The sequence below is a fragment of the Pelagerythrobacter sp. Soil_C_18 genome (assembly GCF_057657235.1).
Genome location: NZ_JBDGIU010000002.1, coordinates 262,256 through 286,312, shown reverse-complemented (window position 1 = coordinate 286,312; position 24,057 = coordinate 262,256). Strand labels below are relative to the sequence as shown.

25 protein-coding genes are annotated in these 24,057 nt (G+C 65.0%); 12 read left to right on the top strand and 13 right to left on the bottom strand.

Annotated elements, in window-relative coordinates:
* Position 1: 1 nt before the first annotated feature.
* The gene (gene carA / locus AC3A5N_RS07020) at positions 2-1,165 is read right to left on the bottom strand and encodes a glutamine-hydrolyzing carbamoyl-phosphate synthase small subunit (protein WP_487736590.1); all 1,164 of its coding nucleotides are present in this window, start codon (positions 1,163-1,165) and stop codon (positions 2-4) included.
* A 144-nt stretch (positions 1,166-1,309) separates the two neighbouring features.
* Here carA and AC3A5N_RS07015 point away from each other — a divergent pair, with 144 nt between their 5' ends.
* From AC3A5N_RS07015 to AC3A5N_RS06985, 7 genes are all read left to right on the top strand, one after another.
* The gene (locus AC3A5N_RS07015; RefSeq protein ID WP_487736589.1) at positions 1,310-1,762 is read left to right on the top strand and encodes a GatB/YqeY domain-containing protein; all 453 of its coding nucleotides are present in this window, start codon (positions 1,310-1,312) and stop codon (positions 1,760-1,762) included.
* 58 nt (positions 1,763-1,820) lie between these two features.
* The gene (gene dnaG / locus AC3A5N_RS07010) at positions 1,821-3,689 is read left to right on the top strand and encodes a DNA primase (RefSeq protein ID WP_487736588.1); all 1,869 of its coding nucleotides are present in this window, start codon (positions 1,821-1,823) and stop codon (positions 3,687-3,689) included.
* A 10-nt stretch (positions 3,690-3,699) separates the two neighbouring features.
* Entirely contained in the window at positions 3,700-5,733 is a 2,034-nt protein-coding gene (gene rpoD / locus AC3A5N_RS07005; protein ID WP_487736587.1) for an RNA polymerase sigma factor RpoD, read from the top strand.
* A gap of 236 nt (positions 5,734-5,969) precedes the next feature.
* Positions 5,970-6,407 (top strand): ribose 5-phosphate isomerase B, encoded by a 438-nt coding sequence (rpiB, locus tag AC3A5N_RS07000; RefSeq protein ID WP_487736586.1) that lies wholly within the window; start codon positions 5,970-5,972, stop codon positions 6,405-6,407.
* A gap of 8 nt (positions 6,408-6,415) precedes the next feature.
* Positions 6,416-7,726 carry a serine hydroxymethyltransferase gene (glyA, locus tag AC3A5N_RS06995; protein ID WP_487736585.1) on the top strand — a complete coding sequence of 437 codons (1,311 nt, stop codon included), beginning with the start codon at positions 6,416-6,418 and terminating at the stop codon, positions 7,724-7,726.
* Between the two features lie 6 nt (positions 7,727-7,732).
* Entirely contained in the window at positions 7,733-8,194 is a 462-nt protein-coding gene (gene nrdR, locus AC3A5N_RS06990; protein ID WP_487736584.1) for a transcriptional regulator NrdR, read from the top strand.
* A gap of 57 nt (positions 8,195-8,251) precedes the next feature.
* Positions 8,252-9,007 carry an RNA methyltransferase gene (locus tag AC3A5N_RS06985; protein ID WP_487736583.1) on the top strand — a complete coding sequence of 252 codons (756 nt, stop codon included), beginning with the start codon at positions 8,252-8,254 and terminating at the stop codon, positions 9,005-9,007.
* Here the strand turns inward: AC3A5N_RS06985 and AC3A5N_RS06980 are convergent.
* Positions 9,004-9,315: a chorismate mutase gene (locus AC3A5N_RS06980; RefSeq protein WP_487736582.1), complete on the bottom strand. Its 312-nt coding sequence runs from the start codon at positions 9,313-9,315 to the stop codon at positions 9,004-9,006. The two genes, AC3A5N_RS06985 and AC3A5N_RS06980, sit on opposite strands and share 4 nt — an antisense overlap.
* Before the next feature lie 207 nt (positions 9,316-9,522).
* Here AC3A5N_RS06980 and rpsD point away from each other — a divergent pair, with 207 nt between their 5' ends.
* Positions 9,523-10,137 (top strand): 30S ribosomal protein S4, encoded by a 615-nt coding sequence (rpsD, locus tag AC3A5N_RS06975; protein WP_487736581.1) that lies wholly within the window; start codon positions 9,523-9,525, stop codon positions 10,135-10,137.
* 118 nt (positions 10,138-10,255) lie between these two features.
* On the top strand, positions 10,256-10,438 hold the full coding sequence (locus AC3A5N_RS06970) for a hypothetical protein (RefSeq protein ID WP_487736580.1): 183 nt from the start codon (positions 10,256-10,258) through the stop codon (positions 10,436-10,438).
* Here AC3A5N_RS06970 and tgt read toward each other — a convergent pair.
* From tgt to AC3A5N_RS06925, 9 genes are all read right to left on the bottom strand, one after another.
* Positions 10,423-11,553: a tRNA guanosine(34) transglycosylase Tgt gene (gene tgt, locus AC3A5N_RS06965; protein ID WP_487736579.1), complete on the bottom strand. Its 1,131-nt coding sequence runs from the start codon at positions 11,551-11,553 to the stop codon at positions 10,423-10,425. The two genes, AC3A5N_RS06970 and tgt, sit on opposite strands and share 16 nt — an antisense overlap.
* Positions 11,553-12,473 (bottom strand): DUF481 domain-containing protein, encoded by a 921-nt coding sequence (locus AC3A5N_RS06960; RefSeq protein WP_487736578.1) that lies wholly within the window; start codon positions 12,471-12,473, stop codon positions 11,553-11,555. The genes tgt and AC3A5N_RS06960 overlap by 1 nt, the downstream gene beginning before the upstream one ends.
* Before the next feature lie 173 nt (positions 12,474-12,646).
* A complete protein-coding gene (locus AC3A5N_RS06955; RefSeq protein ID WP_487736577.1) occupies positions 12,647-13,411 on the bottom strand; it encodes an ABC transporter permease in 765 nt (254 codons plus the stop codon).
* Positions 13,408-14,361, bottom strand: a complete 954-nt coding sequence (locus tag AC3A5N_RS06950) for an ABC transporter ATP-binding protein (RefSeq protein WP_487736576.1) — start codon at positions 14,359-14,361, stop codon at positions 13,408-13,410. Before AC3A5N_RS06950 ends, AC3A5N_RS06955 begins: the two co-directional genes overlap by 4 nt.
* A gap of 41 nt (positions 14,362-14,402) precedes the next feature.
* On the bottom strand, positions 14,403-15,434 hold the full coding sequence (gene queA, locus AC3A5N_RS06945) for a tRNA preQ1(34) S-adenosylmethionine ribosyltransferase-isomerase QueA (RefSeq protein WP_487736575.1): 1,032 nt from the start codon (positions 15,432-15,434) through the stop codon (positions 14,403-14,405).
* A 67-nt stretch (positions 15,435-15,501) separates the two neighbouring features.
* A complete protein-coding gene (locus AC3A5N_RS06940) occupies positions 15,502-16,254 on the bottom strand; it encodes a peptidylprolyl isomerase (RefSeq protein ID WP_487736574.1) in 753 nt (250 codons plus the stop codon).
* 98 nt (positions 16,255-16,352) lie between these two features.
* The gene (coaD, locus tag AC3A5N_RS06935) at positions 16,353-16,880 is read right to left on the bottom strand and encodes a pantetheine-phosphate adenylyltransferase (RefSeq protein ID WP_487736573.1); all 528 of its coding nucleotides are present in this window, start codon (positions 16,878-16,880) and stop codon (positions 16,353-16,355) included.
* Positions 16,877-17,779, bottom strand: coding sequence for a polyprenyl synthetase family protein (locus AC3A5N_RS06930; protein ID WP_487736819.1), 903 nt, complete (start codon positions 17,777-17,779; stop codon positions 16,877-16,879). Before AC3A5N_RS06930 ends, coaD begins: the two co-directional genes overlap by 4 nt.
* Before the next feature lie 7 nt (positions 17,780-17,786).
* Entirely contained in the window at positions 17,787-18,038 is a 252-nt protein-coding gene (locus AC3A5N_RS06925) for an exodeoxyribonuclease VII small subunit (protein ID WP_119512307.1), read from the bottom strand.
* A gap of 138 nt (positions 18,039-18,176) precedes the next feature.
* On the opposite strand from AC3A5N_RS06925, the gene purL reads away from it, so the two are divergent.
* Together purL and AC3A5N_RS06915 are read left to right on the top strand one after the other, a co-directional pair.
* A complete protein-coding gene (gene purL, locus AC3A5N_RS06920; protein ID WP_487736572.1) occupies positions 18,177-20,423 on the top strand; it encodes a phosphoribosylformylglycinamidine synthase subunit PurL in 2,247 nt (748 codons plus the stop codon).
* A gap of 138 nt (positions 20,424-20,561) precedes the next feature.
* Positions 20,562-21,038 (top strand): hypothetical protein, encoded by a 477-nt coding sequence (locus AC3A5N_RS06915; protein ID WP_487736571.1) that lies wholly within the window; start codon positions 20,562-20,564, stop codon positions 21,036-21,038.
* A 34-nt stretch (positions 21,039-21,072) separates the two neighbouring features.
* On the opposite strand, the gene AC3A5N_RS06910 is transcribed toward AC3A5N_RS06915, so the two are convergent.
* Together AC3A5N_RS06910 and serB are read right to left on the bottom strand one after the other, a co-directional pair.
* Complete coding sequence (locus AC3A5N_RS06910; RefSeq protein WP_487736570.1) at positions 21,073-21,912, bottom strand: Coq4 family protein; 840 nt, start codon at positions 21,910-21,912, stop codon at positions 21,073-21,075.
* Between the two features lie 197 nt (positions 21,913-22,109).
* Positions 22,110-23,042 (bottom strand): phosphoserine phosphatase SerB, encoded by a 933-nt coding sequence (gene serB, locus AC3A5N_RS06905; protein ID WP_487736569.1) that lies wholly within the window; start codon positions 23,040-23,042, stop codon positions 22,110-22,112.
* Between serB and miaA the strand changes: the two genes are divergently transcribed.
* Positions 22,987-23,946: a tRNA (adenosine(37)-N6)-dimethylallyltransferase MiaA gene (miaA, locus tag AC3A5N_RS06900; RefSeq protein ID WP_487736568.1), complete on the top strand. Its 960-nt coding sequence runs from the start codon at positions 22,987-22,989 to the stop codon at positions 23,944-23,946. The genes serB and miaA overlap by 56 nt on opposite strands.
* The last annotated feature ends 111 nt before the right edge of the window (positions 23,947-24,057 follow it).

Below are 24,057 nucleotides of genomic sequence, written 5' to 3'. Positions count from 1 at the left end.
TTTATCCGAGCGATCCCACAAATTTTTCAAAAAGGTAGAAGCTGTCCTGCGGCCCCGGGCTTGCCTCCGGGTGGTACTGGACACCGAAGGCCTTCTTCCCGCGGATCGCGATGCCGCAGTTGGAGCCGTCGAACAGGGAGACGTGGGTTTCCTCCACCCCGTCGGGCAGCGAGGAATTATCGACCGCGAAGCCGTGGTTCATGCTGGTGATCTCCACCACGCCGTCCTCCAGCCGCTTGACCGGGTGGTTCGCGCCGCGATGGCCCTGGTGCATCTTGGCGGTCTTGGCGCCCGCCGCGAGGCCGAGCATCTGGTGGCCGAGGCAGATGCCGAAGATCGGCATGTCGCGCTCGAGCAGGCCCTCGATCACCGGCACCGCGTATTCGCCGGTCGCCGCCGGGTCGCCGGGACCGTTGGAGAGGAACACGCCGTCGGGCTGGAGCGCCAGCACCTCGTCCAGCGAGGTCTTGGCCGGAACCACCGTCACCCGCGCGCCGGCCTTCACCAGGCTGCGGAAGATGTTGTCCTTGCTGCCATAGTCGATCGCAACAACGTGGGGCTTCGCATCGCGCGGCGCGAGGCCGTAGCCGGTGCCGAGGCGCCAGTAGCCCCCTTCCCAGCTCTCCTGCTTCTCGCGGCTGACGCGCTGGGCGAGGTCCATGCCTTTCAGCCCCGGCCATTCCTGCGCGCGCTTGAGCAGCGCGGGAATGTCGAATGTGCCCTTCGAATCATGCGCGATCACTGCATTGGGCGCGCCGTTCAGGCGGATGCGGCGGGTGAGCGCTCGGGTATCGACGCCCGACAGGCCGATCTTGCCCATCGCGGCCAGCCATTCGCCGAACTGCTCGCGCGCGCGAAAGCTCGAATGCGGCGTGATCTCTTCCCGCACCACGCAGCCGACCGCGCCTTCCACCTTCGACTCGATGTCCTCGGGATTCGCGCCGACATTGCCGATGTGCGGGAAAGTGAAGGTGACGATCTGCCCGGCGTAGGACGGGTCGGTCATCACTTCCTGGTAGCCGGTCATCGCGGTATTGAAACATACCTCGCCCACGGCATTGCCAGCGGCACCAAAGCCTTTGCCCCAGATGACCGTTCCGTCGGCCAGCACGAGGACTCCCGTCGCGCCGCTGGGTTGCGCGCGAGAGTTTGCGGGGTTTGCCATGGTGGCACTCCGAGTCAGGTGTTTCCGGCGATGTCGCTAAGTCGTTGCCGCTAAGCCTCGTGTGCGGGCCCGTCAACCTGTCCAATTGCGATTTATCGGGTTAAGTGCCCTGCCCGGCAAAACCCTTCCACAGAAAGAGCACCCATGATCCGCGACGACATCAAGCAGGCCACGGTCCAGGCAATGAAGGCTGGCGACAAGCCGCGCACCGCCGCGCTCCGCCTGATCTCCGCCCGGATCAAGGACCGCGATATCGAAATGCGCACCTCCGCCAAGGAAGTGAACGACGACGATCTCGTCACCGAAGTGCTGCAGAAGATGGCGAAGCAGCGCCGCGAATCGATCCAGATGTACGAAGAGGGCGGGCGCGAGGAACTCGCGCAGCAGGAGCGTGACGAACTTGCCGTGATCGAGGAATTCCTGCCGCAGATGATGGACGAGGCCGCCGCCCGCGCCGCCATCGAGGACGTCAAGACCAGCCTCGGCGCCTCCTCGATCAAGGAAATGGGCCGCGTCATGGCCGAATTGAAAGCCCGCCACGGCGCCGTGCTAGACATGAGCAAGGCGAGCGCCTGGGTGAAGGAAGCGCTGGGCTGAGGCACTCCTCCGCCGATCGCAACTTGAAGTCCCTGCCGCACCCGCGCAATGGTCGGGTATGGCGCTCTCACCCCAATGGCTGGACGAACTGCGTGCGCGGGTGACGCTTTCAAGCGTCATCATGCGCACGACCAAGCTCCAGCGCGCCGGGCGCGAGTGGAAGGCGTGCTGTCCGTTCCATAACGAGAAGACGCCGAGCTTCACCGTCAGCGACGAGAAGGGTTTCTACCACTGCTTCGGCTGCGGCGCGCATGGCGACGTGATCCGCTGGATGACCGACCAGCGCGGCCTTCCCTTCATGGATGCGGTAAAGGAACTCGCTGCCGAGGCAGGCTTGGAAGTCCCCGCGCCCGATCCCGGTGCGGCGCAGCGGGCGGAGGAACGCGCAGGCCTGCACGACGTGACGCAGGCGGCGCAGGACTGGTTCGTCGCCAGCCTCGAAGGACCCGGCGGCGCCAAAGCGCGGGAATATCTGCAGACGCGCGGGTTCAATGCGCGCACGATCGAGCGCTTCGGTTTCGGCTTTGCGCCGAACGAGCGGCAGGCGCTCAAGGCGGCGCTCTCGCGCTTCGAAGAGAAGCTGCTGATCGAAGCAGGCCTCAGGATCTCGGTTGAGGAGCGCGATCCCTACGATCGGTTCCGCAATCGCCTGATGTTGCCGATCCACGACGCCCGCGGGCGAGTGATCGCGTTCGGTGGGCGCATCCTGGAGACCGATACCAACGCCCCCAAATACCTGAATTCGCCCGACACGCCTTTGTTCGACAAGGGCCGCACGCTCTATAATCTGCACCGCGCTGGTCCCGCTTCGCGGCAGACGAGGCGAATGATCGTCGTCGAAGGCTATATGGACGTGATCGCGCTCGCCGCACACGGGTTCGAGGATGCCGTGGCGCCGCTCGGCACCGCGCTGACCGAGCGGCAGATCGAATTGCTCTGGCGCATGGTCGAAACGCCGATTCTGTGCTTCGACGGCGATGCGGCGGGCCAGCGCGCGGCCATGCGTGCGATCGAGCGTGCCCTGCCCCTGCTCCGCCCTGCCCATTCGCTCACTATGGTGCGCCTTCCCGCCGGGCTCGATCCCGACGATCTGCTGCGCGCGAAAGGCAAGGGCGCGATGGAGAAGCTGCTGGCCGAGCCGGCCACTCTGCTCGACACGCTGTGGGAGTTCGAGCGCGCCGCGCAGCCGCTGAACACGCCCGAGGACAAGGCCGGCCTCAAGCAGCGCCTGGTCGATCACGTCGAGAAGATCGAGCACCCTGACATCCGTGCTCTCTACAAACGCGAACTGCTGGAGCGCTTCTCCGCCTTCGCCTTCCCGCGCCGTGAACGCACGCGTGGCGACTGGCGCAAGCCGGCGGTACCGCGCCTTTCGCCCGATATCGCCCGGCGGCTGCGCGGCGCACGAGAGGGCTCACGCGATCAACTCGTCTCCGCGGTGATCGCCGGATTGGTGCGCTTCCCGGAGGAAGCGCTGCGCCATGCAGAGCAGCTCGGCCGCTTCGCGCAACTGGATGCGAAGTCGGGCCCGCTGGTCGATGCGATACTCGAAGCGGTGGAAATGCTTGAACCGGGAGAGATTTTCCCCATATCGTCGTTCGACGGTCCCGTCGCGCCGCCGGATAACACCCGTTTCGCCTTCCTCAGTGAAGGCATCGATCCGCAAGACGCGCGCGAACAGTTGGCCGAAGCCGTAGCGTTGCTGGTCGAAAGGCCTGCGCTGGAGGCTGCGCTAGCCGCAGCCACCGCGCGGTTCGAATCCGACCCTGAAGGAGCCTTCGCCGAGCAGCAGAGGTTGCTCAAACGAAAGCTGGAATTCGAGCGACGACTCGGGCAAATGGCAAGCCGAAGGGCTGCTTCGGCGGCCCAAACTGATTCAACGCGTCGGCGGGAGACAGGGCCCGCCAACGGCGCAGAAACGGACTGAACGCACCTCCATGGCAACCACGTCGAAGAATTCCGACAAGGACGACGCACCGCTGATCGACCTTAACGAAGCATCGATCAAGAAGCTCATCGCCAGGGCGAAGAAGCGCGGCTACGTGACCGTAGACGAGCTCAACGAGGCGCTGCCCGAAGATCAGATGAATACGGACCAGATCGAAGACGTGATGTCCGCGATCTCCGAAATGGGCGTCAACATCGTCGAGAACGACGAGGAAGCCGACGGCGAGGCAGACGCCGAGAGCGACGAAGTCGAGGAAATCGGCGGCGACGACGACGACGGCGACGAGCCCAAAGCGGCGAAGAAGGCCGCCCCGACCGCCGCCAAGAAGACCACCACCACCGACCGTACCGACGATCCGGTGCGCATGTACCTGCGCGAAATGGGCGCGGTCGAACTGCTTAGCCGCGAGGGCGAGATCGCCATCGCCAAGCGCATCGAGGCCGGCCGCGACACGATGATCATCGGGCTGTGTGAAAGCCCGATCACCTTCCACGCCATCATTCAATGGTCAGAAGCGCTCAACAACGAGGAAATGCAGCTCCGCGAGATTCTCGATCTCGACGCCATGCTCTCGAAGGAGCCGCCGGCCGACAAGATGGAGGAAGGCGCAGAGGACGACGACGGCGAGATTTCCGAAGAAACCGCCGGCCCTTCGATCCGCGAAGACGACGAGGTCGAGGACGAGGAAGACGGCGAGGACGACGACGAGGAAGGCGGCAGCTCGCGCCGGCGCGAAGAGGACGACGAGGAAGACAACACCATGTCCCTCGCCCAGATGGAAGCGGCCCTCAAGCCCGACGCGCTCGAACGCTTCGCTCGCATCACCGACCTGTTCAAGAAGTTCGAGAAGCTCCAGGCCGAGCGCGTCGACGTGCTCGGTCGCGGCGACGAGTTCCCGGCGGCGAAGGAAAAGAAGTACGAGGATCTACGCGAACAGCTCACTGCCGAAGTCGAGAGCGTACAGTTCCACGCAACCAAGATCGAATTTCTGGTCGACAATCTCTATGCCTTCAATCGCCGGCTGACTGCGCTCGGCGGGCAGATGCTGCGCCTGGCCGAACGGCACAAGATCAAGCGCACCGACTTTCTCCAGGCCTACATCGGCAACGAGATGGACGATAGCTGGCTGGCTGCTCGCACGAAGAAGGACAAGAAGTGGGCCGCCTTCGCTGAGAAGGAAGCCGACGCGGTTGAGCGCATCCGCGCCGAAATTTCCGATATCGCGAGCCAGACGGGCATGAGCCTGGAAGAGTTCCGCCGTATCGTGAACATGGTCCAGAAGGGCGAGCGCGAGGCGCGCATAGCCAAGAAGGAAATGGTCGAGGCGAACCTGCGCCTCGTGATCTCGATCGCCAAGAAGTACACCAACCGCGGGCTGCAGTTCCTCGACCTGATCCAGGAAGGGAACATCGGACTGATGAAGGCGGTCGACAAATTCGAGTACCGCCGCGGTTACAAGTTCTCGACCTACGCGACGTGGTGGATCCGCCAGGCGATCACCCGCTCGATCGCCGACCAGGCGCGCACGATCCGCATTCCCGTCCACATGATCGAGACGATCAACAAGCTGGTCCGCACGAGCCGTCAGTTCCTCCACGAGCAAGGCCGCGAGCCCACGCCCGAGGAAATGGCCGAACGCCTTTCCATGCCGCTGGAAAAGGTGCGCAAGGTGATGAAGATCGCCAAGGAGCCGATCTCTCTCGAAACGCCCATCGGCGACGAGGAGGATTCGCACCTCGGCGATTTCATCGAGGACAAGAACGCGATCATTCCGGTAGATGCCGCGATCCAGGCGAACCTCAAGGAAACCGTCACCCGGGTGCTAGCCAGCCTCACCCCGCGCGAGGAACGCGTGCTGCGCATGCGTTTCGGCATCGGCATGAACACCGACCACACGCTCGAGGAAGTCGGCCAGCAGTTCTCGGTCACCCGCGAACGCATCCGTCAGATCGAAGCCAAGGCGCTGAGGAAGCTCAAGCACCCGAGCCGCAGCCGCAAGATGCGGAGCTTCCTGGATCAGTAAGTTCGATCCGGGAACCGGTCGCGCTATCAGCCGTTGTTCGAGTCCAGACGATGTAAAAATCGACTGGATATGAAGTTTCTCTCAGGAGAAGCTATCAGGAGCCCCGGTGCCTAACGGCGCTGGGGCTTTTGCTTTGAGCCTCCCGCGGCGCCTTGAGCAGGCCGCCTTTCGAGGCCCGCCGGGGACAAGACCGGTTTGCGGTGGCGACATGGCGCGCGAATCACTATGGGGACGCCATGCGTATCGCCATCGCCTCCGACCATGCCGCCATCGAGATGAAAGCCGCCCTGCGCGAGTGGCTGATCGAGGAAGGGCATGAAGTGGCCGATCTCGGCCCCGACAGTCACGACAGCGTCGACTATCCCGATTTCGGCTATAAGCTCGCAGCCGTCGTTGCCGAGGGCACGGCGGAACGCGGGATTGCCCTGTGCGGATCGGGGATCGGGATCTCCATCGCAATGAACCGTAATCCGGCCGTGCGCTGCGCGCTCGTGTCCGAGCCGCTCTCCGCCAGCCTCGCGCGCGAACACAACAATGCCAACTGCCTCGCCATCGGTGCGCGGCTGATCGGTGTCGAGATGGCCCGGGCCTGCGTCACCGCTTTTATCGAAACGGAATTCGGCGGCGGCCGCCACCAGCGCCGCGTCGACAAGCTATCGAACCCAAGCTGCTGAGGAATTTCATGAGCACTGCGGAAGCCGCCAACGCCGACATCATGCACAGTTTCTGGCAGGACACCCTCGCCGAGGCCGATCCCGAGATCGCCGAAGCCGTCCGGAACGAGCTCCAGCGCCAGCGCAACAAGATTGAACTGATCGCGAGCGAGAATATCGCGAGCCGCGCGGTGCTCGAGGCGACCGGCAGCGTCTTCACCAACAAGTATGCGGAAGGTTATCCGGGCAAGCGCTACTACGGCGGCTGCGACTACGCGGACGTGGTCGAAACGCTCGCGATCGAGCGTGCAAAGCAGCTCTTCGGTTGCGACTTCGCGAACGTTCAGCCCAACAGCGGCAGCCAGATGAACCAGGCCGTGTTCCTCGCGCTGCTGCAGCCGGGCGACACCTTCATGGGACTCGACCTCAACTCGGGCGGACACCTGACCCACGGCTCGCCCGTCAACATGAGCGGCAAGTGGTTCAATGTCGTGCCCTACGGCGTGCGCCAGAACGACGAGCTGCTCGACATGGAGCAAGTCGAACGACTCGCGCACGAGCACAAGCCGAAGCTCATCATCGCCGGCGGCACCGCCTATTCGCGGCAATGGGATTTTGCGAAGTTCCGCGAGATCGCCGATGCCGTCGGCGCGTACCTGATGGTCGATATGTCCCACTTCTCCGGCCTCGTCGCCGGCGGCGCGCACCCCTCCCCCTTCCCGCACGCGCACGTGGTGACCACCACCACCCACAAAAGCCTGCGGGGGCCCCGCTCGGGCGTGATCCTCACGAACGACGAGGCCATCGCCAAGAAGGTCAACAGCGCGGTGTTCCCCGGCATGCAGGGTGGTCCGCTGATGCATGTCGTCGCGGCGAAGGCGGTCGCCTTCCGCGAAGCGCTGCGGCCCGAGTTCAAGAGCTACGCCGCGCGCGTCGTCGAGAACGCGAAGGCGCTCGCCGCCAGCCTGGAGGAGAACGGCCTGCGCATCGTATCGGGCGGCACCGACAACCACCTGATGCTGGTCGATCTCACGGCCAAGGACGTGACCGGCAAGGCGGCCGAAAAGGGCCTCGATCGGGCTTGGCTCACCTGCAACAAAAACGGTATCCCGTTCGACACGCGCAGCCCCTTCGTCACCAGCGGCGTGCGTCTCGGCAGCCCGGCGGGCACGACCCGCGGCTTCGGCCCGGCCGAGTTCCGCAAGGTCGGCGCGCTGATCGCCGAGGTGGTCGATGGCCTTGCCAAGAACGGCCCCGAAGGCGATGCGCAGATCGAGGAGCAGGTGCGTGGCAAGGTCGACGAGCTGTGCGACGCCTTCCCCGTCTATCCGGGAATGTGATGCGCGATGCGATGCCCCTTCTGCGCGCATGACGACAGCCAGGTAAAAGACAGCCGCCCCACCGAAGACGGCACCGCCATCCGTCGCCGCCGCCAGTGCACGAGCTGCGGCGCGCGCTTCACCACGTTCGAGCGCGTGCAACTGCGCGAGGTAACGATCATCAAGAGCGGAGATCGCCGTGAGGCCTTCGATCGTTTGAAACTCGAGCAATCGGTCGCCCTCGCCTGCCGCAAGCGCGGGATCGAGCAGGAACGGATCGACCAGCTCATCTCCGGCATCCAGCGCCAGGTGGAAACGGCGGGCGACAGCGAAGTCCCCTCCGCTCGGATCGGCGAACTGGTGATGGACGGTCTGCGCCAGATCGACAGCGTCGCCTATATCCGCTTCGCCAGCGTCTATCGCGACTTCAGCGAGGCAAAGGATTTCGAGGAATTCGCCAGCACTGTGCGGGACGCGGGTGGCGATTAGGTTGCGCGCTCTGCACTGTTACCGTTCATCCTGTGCGTAAACAGGAGGCGAGCGGATATGGAGATCGCTGAAAGAGTGGAAAGCACCGCACCCGTCATCGTCCTCGTCCGCCCCCAGCTGGGCGAGAACATCGGCAAGGCCGCGCGGGCCATGCTCAATTTCGGGCTGACCGAGATGCGGCTGGTGGCCCCGCGCGATGGGTGGCCCAACCCCAGCGCCGGACCCGCAGCGGCCGGGGCGAATGGCGTGCTGGAGAAAGCCACGGTGCACGACACGCTGGCCGACGCCGTCGCCGATTGCGCGCACGTCTACGCCACCACCGTTCGCAAGCGCGGCGTGACCAAGCCCGTGGTGACGCCTGAGGAGGCGGCAGCTGAAATCGCGGACGCACAAGGCCGCTCCGCAATCGTGTTCGGGCCCGAGCGCTCCGGCCTCGAAACCGACGACGTCGCGCTCGCCCGCGCGATCGTGACGGTGCCCATTAACCCCGAATTCGGATCGCTCAACCTGGCGCAAGCGGTGATCCTGTGCGCTTACGAATGGTCGAAGACGCAGTGGGAGGGCGGCACGCTCGTGCAGCCCACCGGGGAGGACCTGCTTCCGCCAGCGCCGCAAGATGAACTCGAAGGGATGATAGGACAACTCGAAGCCATGCTCGAGCCGCGTGGCTACTTCATGCCACCAAGCCGCGCCGCGGCAACGCGGCGGACCCTTCGAACGATGCTGACCAAGCCCGGCTGGAACCACCTGGAGGTACGGACCATGCGCGGGGTATTGTCGAGCCTCGCCAAGCCGCGGCGGGACGGCGCCTAACTACGCAGCCGGTCCCACTCCTCGAGCTCGTACGCAATCGAGGTTTCGACCAGAAGATTCCAGATCTCCGCGATTTTCTCGCTAGGGAGGTTTCGCGTTTGCGCATCGGCGGCAACCGCGGCAATGACCGCGGCTTTGCGCGCTTCGTCCCGCACGGTGTCACGCGACTGCTTAATCCGGGCGGCGGCGCGCATATAGCCGAAACGCCGGTCGAGCAGCGCCATCAACTCGCGATCGGTCGCGTCGACGCCGATCCGCACCTCGCCCATACTGGTACATTCGTCTGGCAGTTTGAGTTCGTCGGTCATGCGCGCGCCCTGCCCCGCGCGACCGGTTTTGTCGAGCGCCCATCGCGTGCTTGACGCCTCGCGCAATCCTGCTAGACGCGCGCCTTCGCGAATTTGGCCCCGCATCCCGGTGAAGCGGTGGCCGCGCCTGACGAATGGGTCAGGCGGGCGATGCCGGGTTGAAGCGCCACCACTGGGGTGGCGACAGCAAATCGAAGGACGCGACATATGTCGAAGCGCAAGAGCGCCAAGCATAAACTCGACCGCCGGATGGGCGAGAACATCTGGGGTCGTCCGAATTCCCCGATCAACAGGCGCTCCTACGGTCCCGGCCAGCACGGCCAGCGCCGTAAGGGCAAGGTGAGCGATTATGGCCTTCAGCTGCGCGCCAAGCAGAAGCTGAAGGGCTACTACGGCGACGTGACCGAGAAGCAGTTCAAGCGCACCTATCAGGAAGCGTCGAGCATGAAGGGCGATACCAGTCAGAATCTGATCGGCCTACTCGAACGCCGTCTGGACATGGTCGTCTATCGCGCGAAGTTCGCTCCGACGATCTTCTCCGCGCGCCAGATCGTCAACCACGGGCACATTCGCGTGAACGGTGTGAAGTGCAACATCGCGAGCCGCCGCATCAACGTTGGCGACGTCATCAGCTTGGGCGACAAAGCCAAGGAGATGGCGCTGGTGATCGAAGCGCAGAGCCTGGCAGAGCGCGACATCCCAGACTACGTTGCCCCCGACGGCACCGACAAGATCACCTACACCCGCGTTCCCACGCTGGACGAGGTCCCTTACCCGGTAACCATGGAACCGAACCTGGTCGTCGAGTTCTATTCGCGTTGATCCGATTTCCGGTTACGGAACAAGAAAGGGCGGCCCCGCGGGGCCGCTCTTTTTCTATTCATCGCAAGATTACAAAAGCTTAGGAACCTGGCGCCGGTTTGCGAATTTCCCTGGAGCTATGACAAAGTACCGTTTCATAACTCCTCACCGAAAGGGCAAGTGGTACCCCGATCTCAAGCAGGCTCAGCTCTTCGCCAACTCCATCGGCGCGGGCTTCCTGGAGCAGATGACCGGCCGCTTCGTGGCCTACCCTGGCACCAGCCTTGAAGCGCTCGAGTCTCCGGATCACCCGACGAAATAGTCTCGCCGGAACTCGGCGGCAAAGGCCGCAAAGCGCCACTCGGCAATTGCCTCGCGCATGGCCTGCATCAATTGCTGGTAGAACGCGAGGTTGTGCTCGGTGACGAGCATTGCGCCGAGAATCTCGCCTGCCTTCTGCAGGTGATGGAGATAGGCGCGCGAGTAGGTCCCGCAGACCGAGCAGGTGCAACGCGGATCGAGCGGATCCGTGTCTTCTGCGTGGCGTGCGTTTCGCAGGTTAAGCGGACCGTTCCAGGTGAACGCCTGTCCGTTGCGGCCGGAACGGGTCGGCAGGACGCAGTCGAACATGTCGATCCCCCGCTCGACCGCGCCGACGAGATCGTCCGGCTTGCCCACGCCCATCAAATAACGCGGTCGGTCGGTGGGCAGCATGTCCGGCGCGAAGTCGAGCGTGGCGAACATCGCCTCCTGCCCCTCGCCCACGGCCAGGCCCCCGACTGCATAGCCATCGAAGCCGATTTCGGTCAGCGCATCGGCCGACCGGCGGCGCAATTCCGCATCGAGCGCGCCCTGCTGAATGCCGAACAGGGCCGCTCCTGCGGCATGCTCGCCGCTGGCATCGAAGGCATTGCGGCTGCGTTTCGCCCAGCGCATCGACAGTTCCATTGAGGCAGCGATCTCGTCGTAAGGCCGATCGATCCGCGGGCACTCGTCGAATGCCATTACGATGTCGGAACCCAGGAGACGCTGGATCTCCATCGACCGCTCGGGCGTGAGCATGTGCTTCGAACCGTCGATATGGCTGCGGAACTCCACCCCTTGCTCGGTCAGCTTGCGCAAATCCGAAAGGCTCATAACCTGATAACCGCCGCTGTCGGTCAGGATCGGCCGCGGCCAGTTCATGAAGGCGTGCAGACCGCCGAGCCGCGCGACCCGCTCCGCACCCGGGCGCAACATCAGGTGATAGGTATTGCCGAGGATGATGTCGGCGCCCGTTTTGCGCACCGTTTCTGGCTTCATCGCCTTGACCGTCGCCGCGGTGCCGACCGGCATGAACGCGGGCGTGCGGATCTCGCCGCGCCGCATCGCGATACGGCCGGTACGCGCCTTGCCGTCGACGGCGTCGACGCGAAAATCGAACCGAGGTCCGGTCATTAGAAGTCGTAGACGAGCGTCAGACGCGTGACCGTATCGGTCGAGACTTTGCCTTCCGGCGGCTTGCTGTCGTAGTCGACGGCATATGTGATGCGTGAACGCAGCCGGTCGCTGACCTTGGCGTCGAGTCCGCTGACGAGATTGAACGTCGTGCGGGACGAATCGACGATGACCGTCGCTTGACCGCCGGTTTCGGCGACCATGTTCGCGTCCTGGGTGAACGAGAGCCGCTCGGCGATCTTCCAGTCGAAGTCCAACCCGAACAGCGCCGCGAGGCGGGTCTCGTCCTCCTCGATCGTAAAATTCGTGACCCGCAGCGCAGGGCCTGCCTTGACCGACAGCTTCAGGTCACCGCTGTTCGCGACCTGATAGCCGATCCCGCCGGAGATCGCGTACCGGCCGGTAAAGCCCTGCAGCTTGTTACGCTCGTATTGGGCGAGACCGTAGACGAACAGCTCGTCTTTGACCTGGTAGCGGGGTTCGTAGGCGAACAGGAACTGCTCACGGCTCGTCACGCCGTTGGAGCGCTGATAGTCGGCCGTTGCGCGCAGCGAGTGGCTCCAGTCCAGGCCCTGGCGCTTGAGCTTAAGGCCCGCAGACAGCCCGATATTGTTGCTGTTGCCGCTGGCTTGGAATCCGCCGAGCTGGCCCTCCCCGCTCCACAGCTCGAACAGACCGGCCTCCCGGATCTTGTGCGTCTCCGCCTCGCGCGCGAGCCTCGCCTTCTCGGCAACGTCCGCTCGCCAGGCACTCTCGATTACCTTCATCTCTCCCTCACCCTGGGGTGCGGCTTGGCGAGCGAGGGCGAGCACAGTTTCAATCTTGCCGTTGTCGTTCGTCTTCATCGCGGCGTTGATCATCGCGCGCACGCCGCCGGGGATATTCGAAACCTCCTCGGCGGTGGGCGGAGATTCCACCACGGACTGAATTTCGCCCACCGGCAGAGGGACGGACTCAACGGGCGCGAGCGTTATCCCGTCATTCTGCACCGCGGTTTGGGCCGCAGCCGATGAAGACGCGAGAACAACAGCGGCGACGCCGGCCGCGACACATAGAGGAGATCGTTGGAACATCGCGGCGTCGGGTTAGCGCGTCAGGACCGGAGGCGCCAGCCCGTGCGGAAGATCACTGCGATGACTGCCACGCAGATTGCGAGGAACGCCAGTGTCAGGCCGAGCGAAACGCCGATCGACACGTCGGACTGGCCGTAGAACGTCCAGCGCAACCCATTGACGAGATAGACGATCGGATTCGCCAGCGCGATCTTGTCCCAAGGGCTCGGCAGCATGTCGATCGAGTAGAACGTGCCGCCAAGGAAGGTCAGCGGAGTCAGGATCAGCAGCGGGACCATCTGCAGCTTCTCGAACCCTTCGGCCCAGACGCCGAGGATAAAGCCGAGCAGCGAGAAGCTCGCCGCCACGAGCATGATGTAAACCAGCGCGAACAGCGGATGCGCGATCGTGTAATCGACGAACAGCATCGCGGTGGTGAGAATGATCGCAGCGAGGATCAGGCTCTTGGTCGCCGCCGCCCCCACGAAGCCGAGCAGCGTCTCCGCAACGCCGACGGGCGCGGAGAGCAGCTCGTAGATCGCGCCGGTGAATTTCGGCATGTAGATGCCGAAGCTGGCGTTGCTGGTGCTTTCGGACAGCAGTGTCAGCATCAGCAAGCCAGGCACGATGAACGCACCATAAGCTACACCGTCGACCTCGTTGATCCGCCCGCCGATCGCGGCGCCGAACACGATGAAATAGAGGCTCGTGGTCAGCACGGGCGAGACGATCGAACCGAACACCGTGCGGCGGAAGCGCGACAGCTCGTTGCGGTAGATCGCGAAAGTGGAACGCCAATTGATCATGCTGCCAACCCCTGCCGCTCGACCAGATCGACGAAGATGTCTTCCAGGCTCGATTCCTTCTGATCCAGCGCGGTGAATACGACGCCGCTTTGGACAAGGGCGGTCGCCACCGCCGCGACTTCCGCCTTGCCCTTCCCCGTCCCGTCACCGCCGCGGTAGCACAACGTGCGGCCGTCCTCGGAAAGCGTGACCGGATAGTCGCGAAGCGCGAGCGGAATCTCGGCCAGTTGCGCCGCGAGCGCGAAGTGCGCCTCCGTCCGACCAAGGCGCCGCATCATCGCATCCTTCTCGTCCACCAGCAGCAGGCGGCCTTTGTCGATCACGCCGACGCGGTCAGCCATCTCCTCGGCTTCCTCAAGATAGTGGGTGGTGAGGATGACGGTTACGCCCTGTTCGCGCAGCGCCCCGATCTGGCGCCACATGTCCCGCCGCAGCTCGACATCGACGCCGGCGGTCGGTTCGTCGAGAAACAGCAGTTCGGGATCGTGCGCGAGCGCCTTGGCGATCAGCACGCGGCGCTTCATCCCGCCCGAGAGCTTGCGAATTTCCTCGCCCCGCTTGTCCCACAGGCTCAGCGAACGAAGCACTTCTTCGATCCGGTGCGCGTCGGGCGCACGGCCGAACAGACCGCGCGAATAGCCAACCTGGCGCTCGACCGTATCGAACATGTCGAAGCCGAGCTCCTGGGGAACCAGCCCGATCCGCTGACGCGCGCTGCGCCAGTGGCGTGCAAGGTCTTCGCCGAACGCGTTGATCGTGCCGGAGCTGATGCGGACCATGCCGCAGACCGCGCCGATCAGCGTGGTCTTGCCTGCCCCGTTTGGACCGAGCAGCGCAAAGATCTCGCCCTTTCGGATCTCCAGATCGACGTTGTCGAGCGCCTTGAGGCCGCCGGGATAGACCTTGGTCAGCCCGCGGATGTCGAGAATGGGTTGGGGAATCGGTTCCATGGGCTGCGGAACATTGCCGCAACGGCCGCACTTGCCAAGTGTTAATCGGGCAGCAGCAGCGAGGAATCCCCATAGCTGTAGAAGCGATACTTTTCCGCGACCGCGTGAGCGTATGCCGTCTGCATCCGCTCCCGCCCCATCAGCGCGCTGACCAGCATGAAAAGGGTCGATTTCGGCAGGTGAAAGTTGGTCATCAGCCCGTCGATGGCGCGGAAGGCGTAGCCGGGGGTGATGAAGATTGCGGTATCGCCTTCGAAGGCGTGGATCGTGCCGTCCTTCCCCGCTGCGCTCTCCAGCAGGCGCAAGCTGGTCGTGCCCACCGCAATCACGCGTCGGCGGTTTTGCCGCGCGGCGTTGAGCCGGTCCGCCGTCGCCGCGTCGATCCGTCCCCATTCGGCGTGCATTCGGTGCTCGTCAGTGTCCGCGGCCTTGACCGGCAGGAACGTGCCCGCGCCGACGTGCAGCGTCAGCGTCTCGGTGGTGACGCCGCGCTGTTCGAGGCGGGCAAGCAGCTCGGGTGTGAAATGGAGCGCCGCGGTGGGCGCTGCCACGGCGCCGTCGCGCGCGGCGAACATGGTCTGGTAGTCCGCCCGATCGCGCTCGTCGGTCTCTCGACGCTGAGCGATATAGGGCGGCAGCGGCATGCGGCCCGCGCGTTCGAGCAGCACTTCGACCGGCTCCTCACCCTCGAATGCCAGCGTGAAGCTGCCGTCGTCGTGGCGCGCCTCGGCAATGGCTGTCACACCCGCGCCGAATTCGACCCGGTCGCCCTCGCGCAAGCGCTTGGCGTTGCGCACGAAGGCCTGCCAGCGCCTAAGGTCGATCCGCTTGTGCAGCGTCGCTCCGATCCGCGCCTCACCTCGGATACCCTCGAGCTGCGCGGGAATGACGCGCGTGTCGTTGAACACGAGCACGTCGCCCGGCTCGAGCAGGTCCGGCAGATCGCGCACGATGTGATCTGCAAAGGCGCCCTCGCTGCGCACCACCAGCATGCGCGCGGAATCGCGCGGCACCGCAGGGCGCAGCGCGATCAGATCCTGGGGAAGTTCGAAATCGAAGAGGTCGACACGCATCGCGCGCGCTTAAACTGGCGCACGCGCTTCGTCACCCCCGCGAAGAGGGACGCGGAATATCCGGCGGCTATTCCTCGACCGGCACGCCCGCCGGCGCTTCGCTCGTCGGCGTGTTCAGCATGTCGGCGGTAATCTCCTGAGCCTGCGCCTGCGGCGCGGCCGGGAGCGGCATGCGCTGCGGCTTGTTGTCGGCGGCGATCGAGGCCTGGAGGATCGTGGTCGGATTGGCCGGCGGTTCGCCCCGTTCGATCGCGTCGACTGCATCCATGCCCACAATCACACGGCCGAAGTTGGTGTAGCGCTTATCGAGGCTGAAGCGCGGATAGAAGACGATGAAAAACTGACTGTTGGCGCTGTCCTCCGACTGCGCGCGCGCCATTGCGACGGTGCCGCGCAAGTGCGGCATCGGATTGAACTCTTCCTCCAGGTCGGGGAGCTGCGAGCCACCCTGCCCCGTGCCCGTCGGATCGCCCGTCTGCGCCATGAAGCCGTCGATCACGCGGTGGAAGATAACGCCGTCGTAGAAGCCCTGCCGGGTCAGCGTCTTGACCCGCTCGATATGGTTGGGGGCCCAGCTCGGCATCAGACGGATCGCGACGCGCTGTCCGGTCGAGAGATCGAGCAGGAGGATGTTCTCCCGGTCCTCCTGGATGTTGTAGTTGATCGGCGCGTAGACCGGCGCGGCCGCTGCTTGCGCGGTGGCATCTTCTTCCATCGCGGCCGCAGAGTCCTCCAGCGCATCGCCGTCCTGAGCGGCGGCGATGGTGGGGGCGGTAATAAGCGACAGCAGGGCGCCGGCGGCAATCAGGCGTCTGATCATGAGTATTCCGTCTTTCAGGCAGCTTCGGCGGCAGCGTCTAGCGCCGGGGGACTGTCGGTTCAATGAATGATGCGCGGCGGGATATTTCGAAGGAAGGATCAGTAATCCCCCCGGCGTCCGATCTCGTCGACCCGCGCGATCACCTCGTCACACACCGCGGGGCTGACGAAGGGGGAGATGTCGCCGCCGAACAGCGCGATCTCCTTGACCAGCTTCGACGCGATCGGCTGGAGCGAGACATCGGCCATCAGGAATACCGTCTCGATCTCGTCGTCGAGCTGCTGGTTCATGCCCGCCATCTGATATTCGTATTCGAAGTCGGCCACGGCGCGCAGACCGCGCACGATCATGCTTGCGCCCTGCGCCCGCGCAAACTTCATCAACAGCGCGTTGAACCCGACCACGTCGACGTTGCCGAGCCCGAGCGAGGCAACCTCGCGCCGCACCATCTCCATCCGTTCCTCGGGCGAGAACATCGGGTTCTTCGACGGATTGGTCGTCACCCCGATGATCAGCCGGTCGACGAGCTTCGCCCCGCGCCGGATGATATCGGCATGCCCGAGCGTGATCGGGTCGAACGTACCTGGGTATACGCCGATGCGCTCCGAATCTTCCTTGGCACTCACCTGTCTCTCTCCACGATGTACCGCGCCAGCGCGCGCAGTAGATCGGCCTCGCGGCCGTGCGGCGCGAGATGGCCAATCCCCTGTTCGACCAGCGCATGTGCCTGGTCGCGTGCCTTGTCGGCGCCCATCAGCGTCACGAAAGTCTGCTTGCCCTTCTGGTCGTCCTTGCGCAGCGCCTTGCCGGCCTTGGCTTCGTCGCCCTCGTGATCGAGCAGGTCGTCGGCTATTTGGAAGGCAAGACCCACGTCGCGGGCGTAGTTGCGCAGGTGACCCCGGGAATCGACCGGGACGCGGCCGAGTATCGCACCCATCTCCACGGCAGCGGTCAGCAGGGCGCCGGTCTTGAGCTGCTGCAGCCGGGTGATGGCGCGAAGATCGTAGGCCTTCTCGGCGGCGGCCATGTCCATCATCTGCCCGCCAGCCATGCCGCCCATGCCGCTCGCGCCCGCAAGCGTAGCGATCAGCTCGGCGCGGCAAAAAGGGTCGCTGACGGTTTCGGGCATTGAGAGGATCTCGAAGGCGAGCGCGTGGAGCGCATCGCCGGCGAGCACTGCGGTCGCTTCATCGTAAGCCCGGTGCAGTGTGGGCTTGCCGTGGCGCAGATCATCGTCGTCCATGCACGGCAGGTCATCGTGGATCAGCGAATAGACGTGAATCGCCTCGACCGCGCATCCGGCCTTCACTGCCGTCTGTCGTGCGACGCCGTACATCCCGGCGGTCGCCATCACCAACAGCGGGCGAACCCGCTTGCCGCCGCCGATCGCGGCGTAGCGCATCGCCTCGACCAGACGCGCGCGGGTATCGTCGGGAACGGGAAGGAACTCTTCGAACGCGGCGTCGACCTCGCGCTGGACCCGCGCAAGGTTTCCGGAAAGAATATCCGCCCGATCGCCGACCAGTTGCACGTTAGCCGTCCGCGCCGAACGGTGCGGTACCGCGCGGCTGCCCGTCCGGCCCGGTCACGATTTTCTCGATCCGCGCCTGCGCCGCGTCGAGCCGCGCCTGGCAGTGCCGGCGCAACTGCTCGCCGCGCTCGTAAAGCGTGATCGAATCGTCGAGCGGGACTTCGCCGCCCTCGAGCTTCCTCACGATCTCCTCCAGCGCGCGCAGCGCATCTTCGAAGGACATTTCGGCGATTTCGGGCGCAGCCTCGGTCATGGCGCAGAAGCATTGGCGGGCGCCCCCCGCTTGGTCAAGGCGACAGGCGGGGGAGAAGGCGGATGATGTGGATTTGTCGCGCGTTCGGGCATGACGTGGGACTGGCGGCGCGGGCATACCAAGGCTAAGGGCGCGCGCATGGCTACCTCCGAGTCCGCGATCACCCCCGAAGTCGTCGAACAGCACGGCCTCAGCTCCGAAGAATACGAGCGCGTCCTGCACGCGCTGGGCCGCGAGCCGAACCTCGTCGAGCTCGGCATATTCTCCGTCATGTGGTCCGAGCATTGCTCCTACAAGAGCTCGCGCCTCCACCTGAAGAAGCTCCCGACCGAGGCGCCGTGGGTCATCTGCGGACCGGGCGAGAACGCGGGTGTGATCGACATCGGCGACGGACAAGCCGCGATTTTCAAGATGGAGAGCCACAACCACCCCAGCTACATCGAGCCCTATCAGGGCGCGGCGACGGGGGTGGGCGGCATCCTGCGCGACGTGTTCACGATGGGCGCACGGCCGGTCGCGAACATGAACGCGCTGCGCTTCGGTCGGCCGGACCATCCGAAGATGAAGCACCTCGTGCAGGGCGTTGTCGCGGGCATCGGCGGCTACGGCAACTGCGTCGGCGTACCGACCGTGGGCGGGGAGACGAACTTCCACCCGGCGTACGATGGCAACATCTTGGTCAACGCGATGACCGTGGGCGTCGCCGATGCGGACCGGATCTTCTACTCGGCCGCAACCGGCGTCGGTAACCCGATCGTCTATGTCGGCTCCAAGACCGGTCGCGACGGCATCCACGGTGCAACGATGGCGAGCGCCGACTTCGCCGAAGATGCCGACGCCAAACGCCCCACGGTGCAGGTCGGCGATCCGTTCACAGAGAAGCTGCTGATCGAAGCCTGCCTCGAACTGATGGCGACCGACGCGATCGTCGCGATTCAGGACATGGGCGCGGCGGGCCTCACCTCCTCCAGCGTCGAGATGGCGACTAACGGTAAGGCTGGCATCCGGCTCGACATGAATCAGGTGCCCTGCCGCGAGGACGGCATGACCCCCTACGAGATGATGCTGAGCGAGAGTCAGGAGCGCATGCTCATGGTTCTCAAGCCCGGCAAGGAGGCGATGGCCGAAGAAATCTTCCGCAAGTGGGAGCTCGACTTCGCGGTCATCGGCGAAGTCACCGACACGCAGCATATGGTGCTCGAATTCGACGGCGAGGTCGTGTGCGACATTCCGCTCGGCCCGCTCGCGGCCGACGCGCCGCTCTACGACCGCCCGGCAATGAGCCGCGAGGACTACAAGGCCTGGGCGCAGATCAAGCCCCTCAATGACGTGCCTCAGAGCACCGACATCGGCGCGGACCTGCTCAAGCTTATGGCCTGCCCCGACCTCGCCTCGCGCCGCTGGATCGCCGAGCAGTACGACAGCCAGGTCGGCGCCGACACGCTCCAGACCGGCGGTGACGCGGGCGTGGTCCGCGTCCACGGCACCCGCAAGGCGCTGGCGATGACGACCGACTGCACGCCGCGCTACTGCTACGCCGACCCCTACGAAGGCGGAAAGCAGGCAATCGCCGAGGCCTACCGCAACCTCTGCGCGGTCGGCGCGCGGCCGCTGGCGGTGACCAATTGCCTCAACTTCGCCAATCCGCAGCGGCCCGAGATCATGGCCCAGTTCACCGGCTGCCTCGAAGGCATGGGCGACGCCTGCCGCGCGCTCGACTTCCCGATCGTGAGCGGCAACGTCAGCCTCTACAACGAGAGCAAGGCGACCGGCGGCGGCAGCGCGATCCTCCCGACGCCGGCGATCGGCGGCCTGGGCGTGATCGAGGACTACGGCCGCATGATGACGATGCCGTTCAAGAACGAAGGCGACATCGTCTACCTCGTTGCGGCCGAATACTGGGCCAAGCCCGACCCGACGCGCTCGCATCTCGGCAAGTCGCTGTGGCTGCGCGAGATCCACGGCCGTGACGAAGGCCGCACGCCGCCCACCGACCTGACCATCGAGCGCAACGCGGGCGAGATTGTGCGCCAGCTCATCACCGACGGGCTGGTCAATGCGGTGCACGACATTTCGGACGGCGGCTTGGCGGTCGCTCTGGCGGAGATGGCGCTCGCTAGCGGGATCGGCGCCGAGGTCAGCGGCAACGAGGCCTACACCGCGGCACAGTGGTGGTTCGGCGAGGACCAGGGCCGCTATGTCGTGACCGTGCCCGATGCCGACGCGCTCAACGAAGCGCTGGCCAAGGGCACCGAGAATGCCGAGACCGCGATGATCGGTTTCCGCCGCCTCGGCACGGTCGGCGGCGACAAGCTGCTGGGCGTTCCGCTGGCCGACCTGCGCGAGGCGCACCAGAGCTTCTTCCGCGACTGGATGCAAACTTGAGCCCTATCCGTCGGTCCTGAGTTCGTCTGAAGGCCGCCTTTCTGTCGCTAGGCAATGCACCGGAAGAACGCGGTGCTTCGACAAGCGTGATCCGAACGGGTAATGCGGGATAGGGGTAAAGGTGAGGGGAGCCCTTGAATGGCACGCACGATTGTCATCGCATGGCTTGTCGCTGGGACGCTCGACATCCTTTCGGCGTTCGTCTTTGCCGGAATGGCCGGCGTTACGCCTACCCAGGTTCTGCAGTTCGTCGCCAGTGGCCCTTTGGGCGACGGGATGTACGAGAGTGCGGCCGGCGCGCCGCTCGGGCTGCTGACGCACTTTGCAATCATGCTGGCGATGGTCGCCACCTACGTCGTGATCGCGCCGAATTTCTCCAAAACGCTGCAGCATCCCGTGACGGCCGGGCTGCTCTACGGCTTGCTTCTATGGGTCATCATGTACTGGATCGTCCGCCCGCTGCGCTGGCCCGCGCAGTGGCCGCCGGCGGCTTACGCAGGCGACAGCGTGGCGGAGATCGCATGGAATATTGGCAACGCGCTGTTCTCGCACTGCGTCCTGGTCGGCATTCCGATCGCATGGATCACAGCCCGCTGGAGACGCGAAACCCGCTAGTTGGCCAAAAGCCAGCTGAGAACCATCCGAAGGGTCAGGCCGCCAGCTTCTCCGTCATCGCCTTACCGAGAAGGTCGTACGGGTCGACGCCCTCGCCGCGCCACACCTCGTGGCAGCGGCGATACCATTTCGGTTCCGTGATCCGCAGCTTCTGCCGCGCGTCCTGCAGGTCCATGGCGAGCAGCTCGCGCACCGACATCTCGACGATCGACGGACAGGCATTGCCGATCCGATGCGCCTCGCGCACCGCGCGGTAGACAGGCGCCTTGCTCTTGACCTGCTTCTTGATGTTGAGCGCGCCCGCATAGCCGAGCAGCAGATGCCCGTGGCTCGGGCTCTGCCCATGGGTGAACAGCAGCACGCACTGCTCGCCCAGCGCATCGCGGCCGTAGCCGGTCAGAACGTGCATCAGGTCGTGCGTGTCGCGCTGGCGGAAACCGTACCATTCGATGAGATCGCCGTACTTCGGCCGGCCCATCTTGTCCGATTCGGCGACCAGGCCCGCCGCGGTCAGTCCTTCGCGCTCCATGAAATCCACGTAGGCATGGGCGACGCTGCCCGCCGGCAACCGCCGCAGCGCATCGTGATCGTCGAGGATCGGCGGCAGAAAGGGTTCGTTCGCGCGCAGTTCCTCACCCTCTGCGCTTAGCGTCAGCGCGCGGGCCCGAGGGAAGAAGGTCTTCGACGGCAAGGCCTCGTAGATGTGGAAGACCTGCTCGGTATCTTCCTTATCCTTCAGCAGCTCGCGGAAATGATGAAGCGCCTTGCCGACGTCGCGTCTGACTTCCGGCCGCGCGGGATTGCGGAACAGCGTGCCGTCGCTCGCGCAGGCGGCGTTCGGATCGGCATGCGGCAGGGTCTGCACTTCGGTCATCGCGTCGCCCCTTACTGACACACCTGTCAATGTAGCATTTCAGTTGCAAATTGAAAGCTAGTTCTGTTGGCAGCCTTTCGCGAGCCCCTGCGAAGGCAGGGGCCTCAGGCCGCTGGCGTTTCGCCCGACAGCTCGAGGTCCCAGCCTTCGCTGGGACTGGGGAAGGGCCTCGCGCGACGGGAGTCGGCTCGCGCGCCCTACCCGCTCACCCATTCCTCATGGGGCACGCCGAGCAGCTCGAGCACCGCTGTCAAATCGCCACGGTCGATCCATCCGTCGGCCGCCTCGCGCGCTTTCGGCTTCCCGCGGTAGGCCAGCCCCCAGGTCGCCGCGCGCAGCATCGGGATGTCGTTCGCCCCGTCCCCGGCAGCGAGACTCGTCGCATCGAGGCCGATCTTCGCCGCCTCCTCGCGCAGGACGCGCTCCTTCACCGAACTGTCGGTGATCGCGCCGGCGACCGCGCCAGTCAGCTTGCCGTCGGCAACAGCGAGGCGGTTGCCGACCACCTGCTCGAATCCGATGTCCTCGGCCACCGGGTCGGCGAAGTGATGGAAGCCGCCTGTCACCAGCACGGTGCGGCAGCCTTTCGCCTTCAGCGTTGCGACGAGCGTTCTCGCGCCGTCCATCGGGCGGATGCGTTCGGTGAGGCAAGTGGTGATCGTCTCTTCGGAAAGGCCGGCGAGCAGCCCGACGCGTTCGGTAAGCGCGCTGGCGAAGTCGAGCTCCCCTTGCATGGCCCGCTCGGTGATCGCCGCGACGCGATCTTTGAACCCGGCGAAATCGGCCAGCTCATCGATGCATTCCTGCCCGATCATGGTCGAGTCCATGTCCGATACGAACAGGTCGGGCACGGCGATATCGCGTGCCGAGACGAGCAGGTCAGCGGGCGTGAAATGCTCGTAGAGGATCGCACGAAGCGCCGCTGCGTCGCCTTCCGGCAATCCGATTTCCAACACGTCGCCGCAGAAGTCGAGCATCTGCGCCACGGCCACGCGCATCCCCTCGCGCTCGAGCGCGGCGGTCGCGCGGTCGAGGCGCGTTTCAAGGTTTACCGGGTCTGCTATCAGCCGGGCGATGAGCACCGCAAATTCTCCGAAATCCCGCCGCGAACGGCCGCCGGTGGCGCTCATCGCAGGGCCGACCGCGAGCGGCAAGAGTGATCTCGCCGTGCGTCTCGGGCGCGCGCTGATGGAAAGCGGTCGGCCCGCGGCGGTAATCAACGCCGACAGCGCACAGGTCTATCGCGACTTGCGCGTCCTCAGCGCGCGGCCTTCCGAGGAAGAGATGGCCGGAGTGCCGCACCGGCTGTTCGGCGCTTGGGACGGGGCGGAGGCCTGTTCCGCTGCCGACTGGGCCTCGCGCGCGAAAGTCGAGATCGCGGAGATGCACGCGCGCGATGGCGTCCCGATTCTGGTCGGCGGGACTGGGCTCTATCTGCGTACCCTAATCGAGGGGATCGCGCCCGTGCCGCCGATCGAGCCGGATATCCGGGAAAAGGTTCGCGCCATGCCGGTGAACGAAGCGTATGCCGAGCTCGCGGCGCTCGACCCCGATCGCGCCGCACAGCTCGCTCCCGCCGATACGACGCGGGTTGCCCGGGCGCTCGAAGTCGTCCGGTCTACCGGCTATACGCTCGCCCATTGGCAGACGCTGCGCGAAGGCGGCATCGGCGGCGCGGTCACGCTTCACCCGCTGGTCCTGCTCCCTGATCGTGCGTGGCTCTACCAACGTTGCGACCGGCGTTTCGAGATGATGATCGAATCGGGTGCGGTGGAGGAAGTCGAGGCGCTGCTGGCACGCGGGCTCGATCCCATGCTGCCCGTCATGCGCGCGATCGGCGTTCGCGAGATCGCGGCTTGGCTGAGGGGCGAACACTCGCGTGAAGAGATGATTGCCGCAGGGCAGCAGGCGACGCGCAACTACGCCAAGCGGCAGTACACCTGGTTCCGCCGCCAGCCTCCGCAAGAATGGATGCGCGTCGAGTCACTTCAGAATGATATCGAGGGGCAATTCGCATTATTGTTTCACCAATAGCTCTTGACATATCATATTCTGTCGCATAGTCGGATCAAAGTGAACAGTTTGGCCCGGCGCGAACACCCCCTCCGCGCCGGGTCGATCTTTTTTCAGCGTATGACGAAGTTG

Coding starts and splice junctions, on each gene's coding strand:
- AC3A5N_RS06910 (WP_487736570.1), bottom strand. CDS start 21,912: ATGACCGAAGTGCAGACCCTGCCGCATGCCGATCCGAACGCCGCCTGC.
- miaA (WP_487736568.1), top strand. CDS start 22,987: ATGAGCACCGCAAATTCTCCGAAATCCCGCCGCGAACGGCCGCCGGTG.
- carA (WP_487736590.1), bottom strand. CDS start 1,165: ATGGCAAACCCCGCAAACTCTCGCGCGCAACCCAGCGGCGCGACGGGA.
- purL (WP_487736572.1), top strand. CDS start 18,177: ATGGCTACCTCCGAGTCCGCGATCACCCCCGAAGTCGTCGAACAGCAC.
- AC3A5N_RS06955 (WP_487736577.1), bottom strand. CDS start 13,411: ATGATCAATTGGCGTTCCACTTTCGCGATCTACCGCAACGAGCTGTCG.
- AC3A5N_RS06915 (WP_487736571.1), top strand. CDS start 20,562: ATGGCACGCACGATTGTCATCGCATGGCTTGTCGCTGGGACGCTCGAC.
- AC3A5N_RS06985 (WP_487736583.1), top strand. CDS start 8,252: ATGGAGATCGCTGAAAGAGTGGAAAGCACCGCACCCGTCATCGTCCTC.
- nrdR (WP_487736584.1), top strand. CDS start 7,733: ATGCGATGCCCCTTCTGCGCGCATGACGACAGCCAGGTAAAAGACAGC.
- serB (WP_487736569.1), bottom strand. CDS start 23,042: ATGAGCGCCACCGGCGGCCGTTCGCGGCGGGATTTCGGAGAATTTGCG.
- rpsD (WP_487736581.1), top strand. CDS start 9,523: ATGTCGAAGCGCAAGAGCGCCAAGCATAAACTCGACCGCCGGATGGGC.
- dnaG (WP_487736588.1), top strand. CDS start 1,821: ATGGCGCTCTCACCCCAATGGCTGGACGAACTGCGTGCGCGGGTGACG.
- AC3A5N_RS06980 (WP_487736582.1), bottom strand. CDS start 9,315: ATGACCGACGAACTCAAACTGCCAGACGAATGTACCAGTATGGGCGAG.
- tgt (WP_487736579.1), bottom strand. CDS start 11,553: ATGACCGGACCTCGGTTCGATTTTCGCGTCGACGCCGTCGACGGCAAG.
- AC3A5N_RS06970 (WP_487736580.1), top strand. CDS start 10,256: ATGACAAAGTACCGTTTCATAACTCCTCACCGAAAGGGCAAGTGGTAC.
- rpoD (WP_487736587.1), top strand. CDS start 3,700: ATGGCAACCACGTCGAAGAATTCCGACAAGGACGACGCACCGCTGATC.
- AC3A5N_RS07015 (WP_487736589.1), top strand. CDS start 1,310: ATGATCCGCGACGACATCAAGCAGGCCACGGTCCAGGCAATGAAGGCT.
- AC3A5N_RS06950 (WP_487736576.1), bottom strand. CDS start 14,361: ATGGAACCGATTCCCCAACCCATTCTCGACATCCGCGGGCTGACCAAG.
- glyA (WP_487736585.1), top strand. CDS start 6,416: ATGAGCACTGCGGAAGCCGCCAACGCCGACATCATGCACAGTTTCTGG.
- queA (WP_487736575.1), bottom strand. CDS start 15,434: ATGCGTGTCGACCTCTTCGATTTCGAACTTCCCCAGGATCTGATCGCG.
- AC3A5N_RS06940 (WP_487736574.1), bottom strand. CDS start 16,254: ATGATCAGACGCCTGATTGCCGCCGGCGCCCTGCTGTCGCTTATTACC.
- rpiB (WP_487736586.1), top strand. CDS start 5,970: ATGCGTATCGCCATCGCCTCCGACCATGCCGCCATCGAGATGAAAGCC.
- AC3A5N_RS06925 (WP_119512307.1), bottom strand. CDS start 18,038: ATGACCGAGGCTGCGCCCGAAATCGCCGAAATGTCCTTCGAAGATGCG.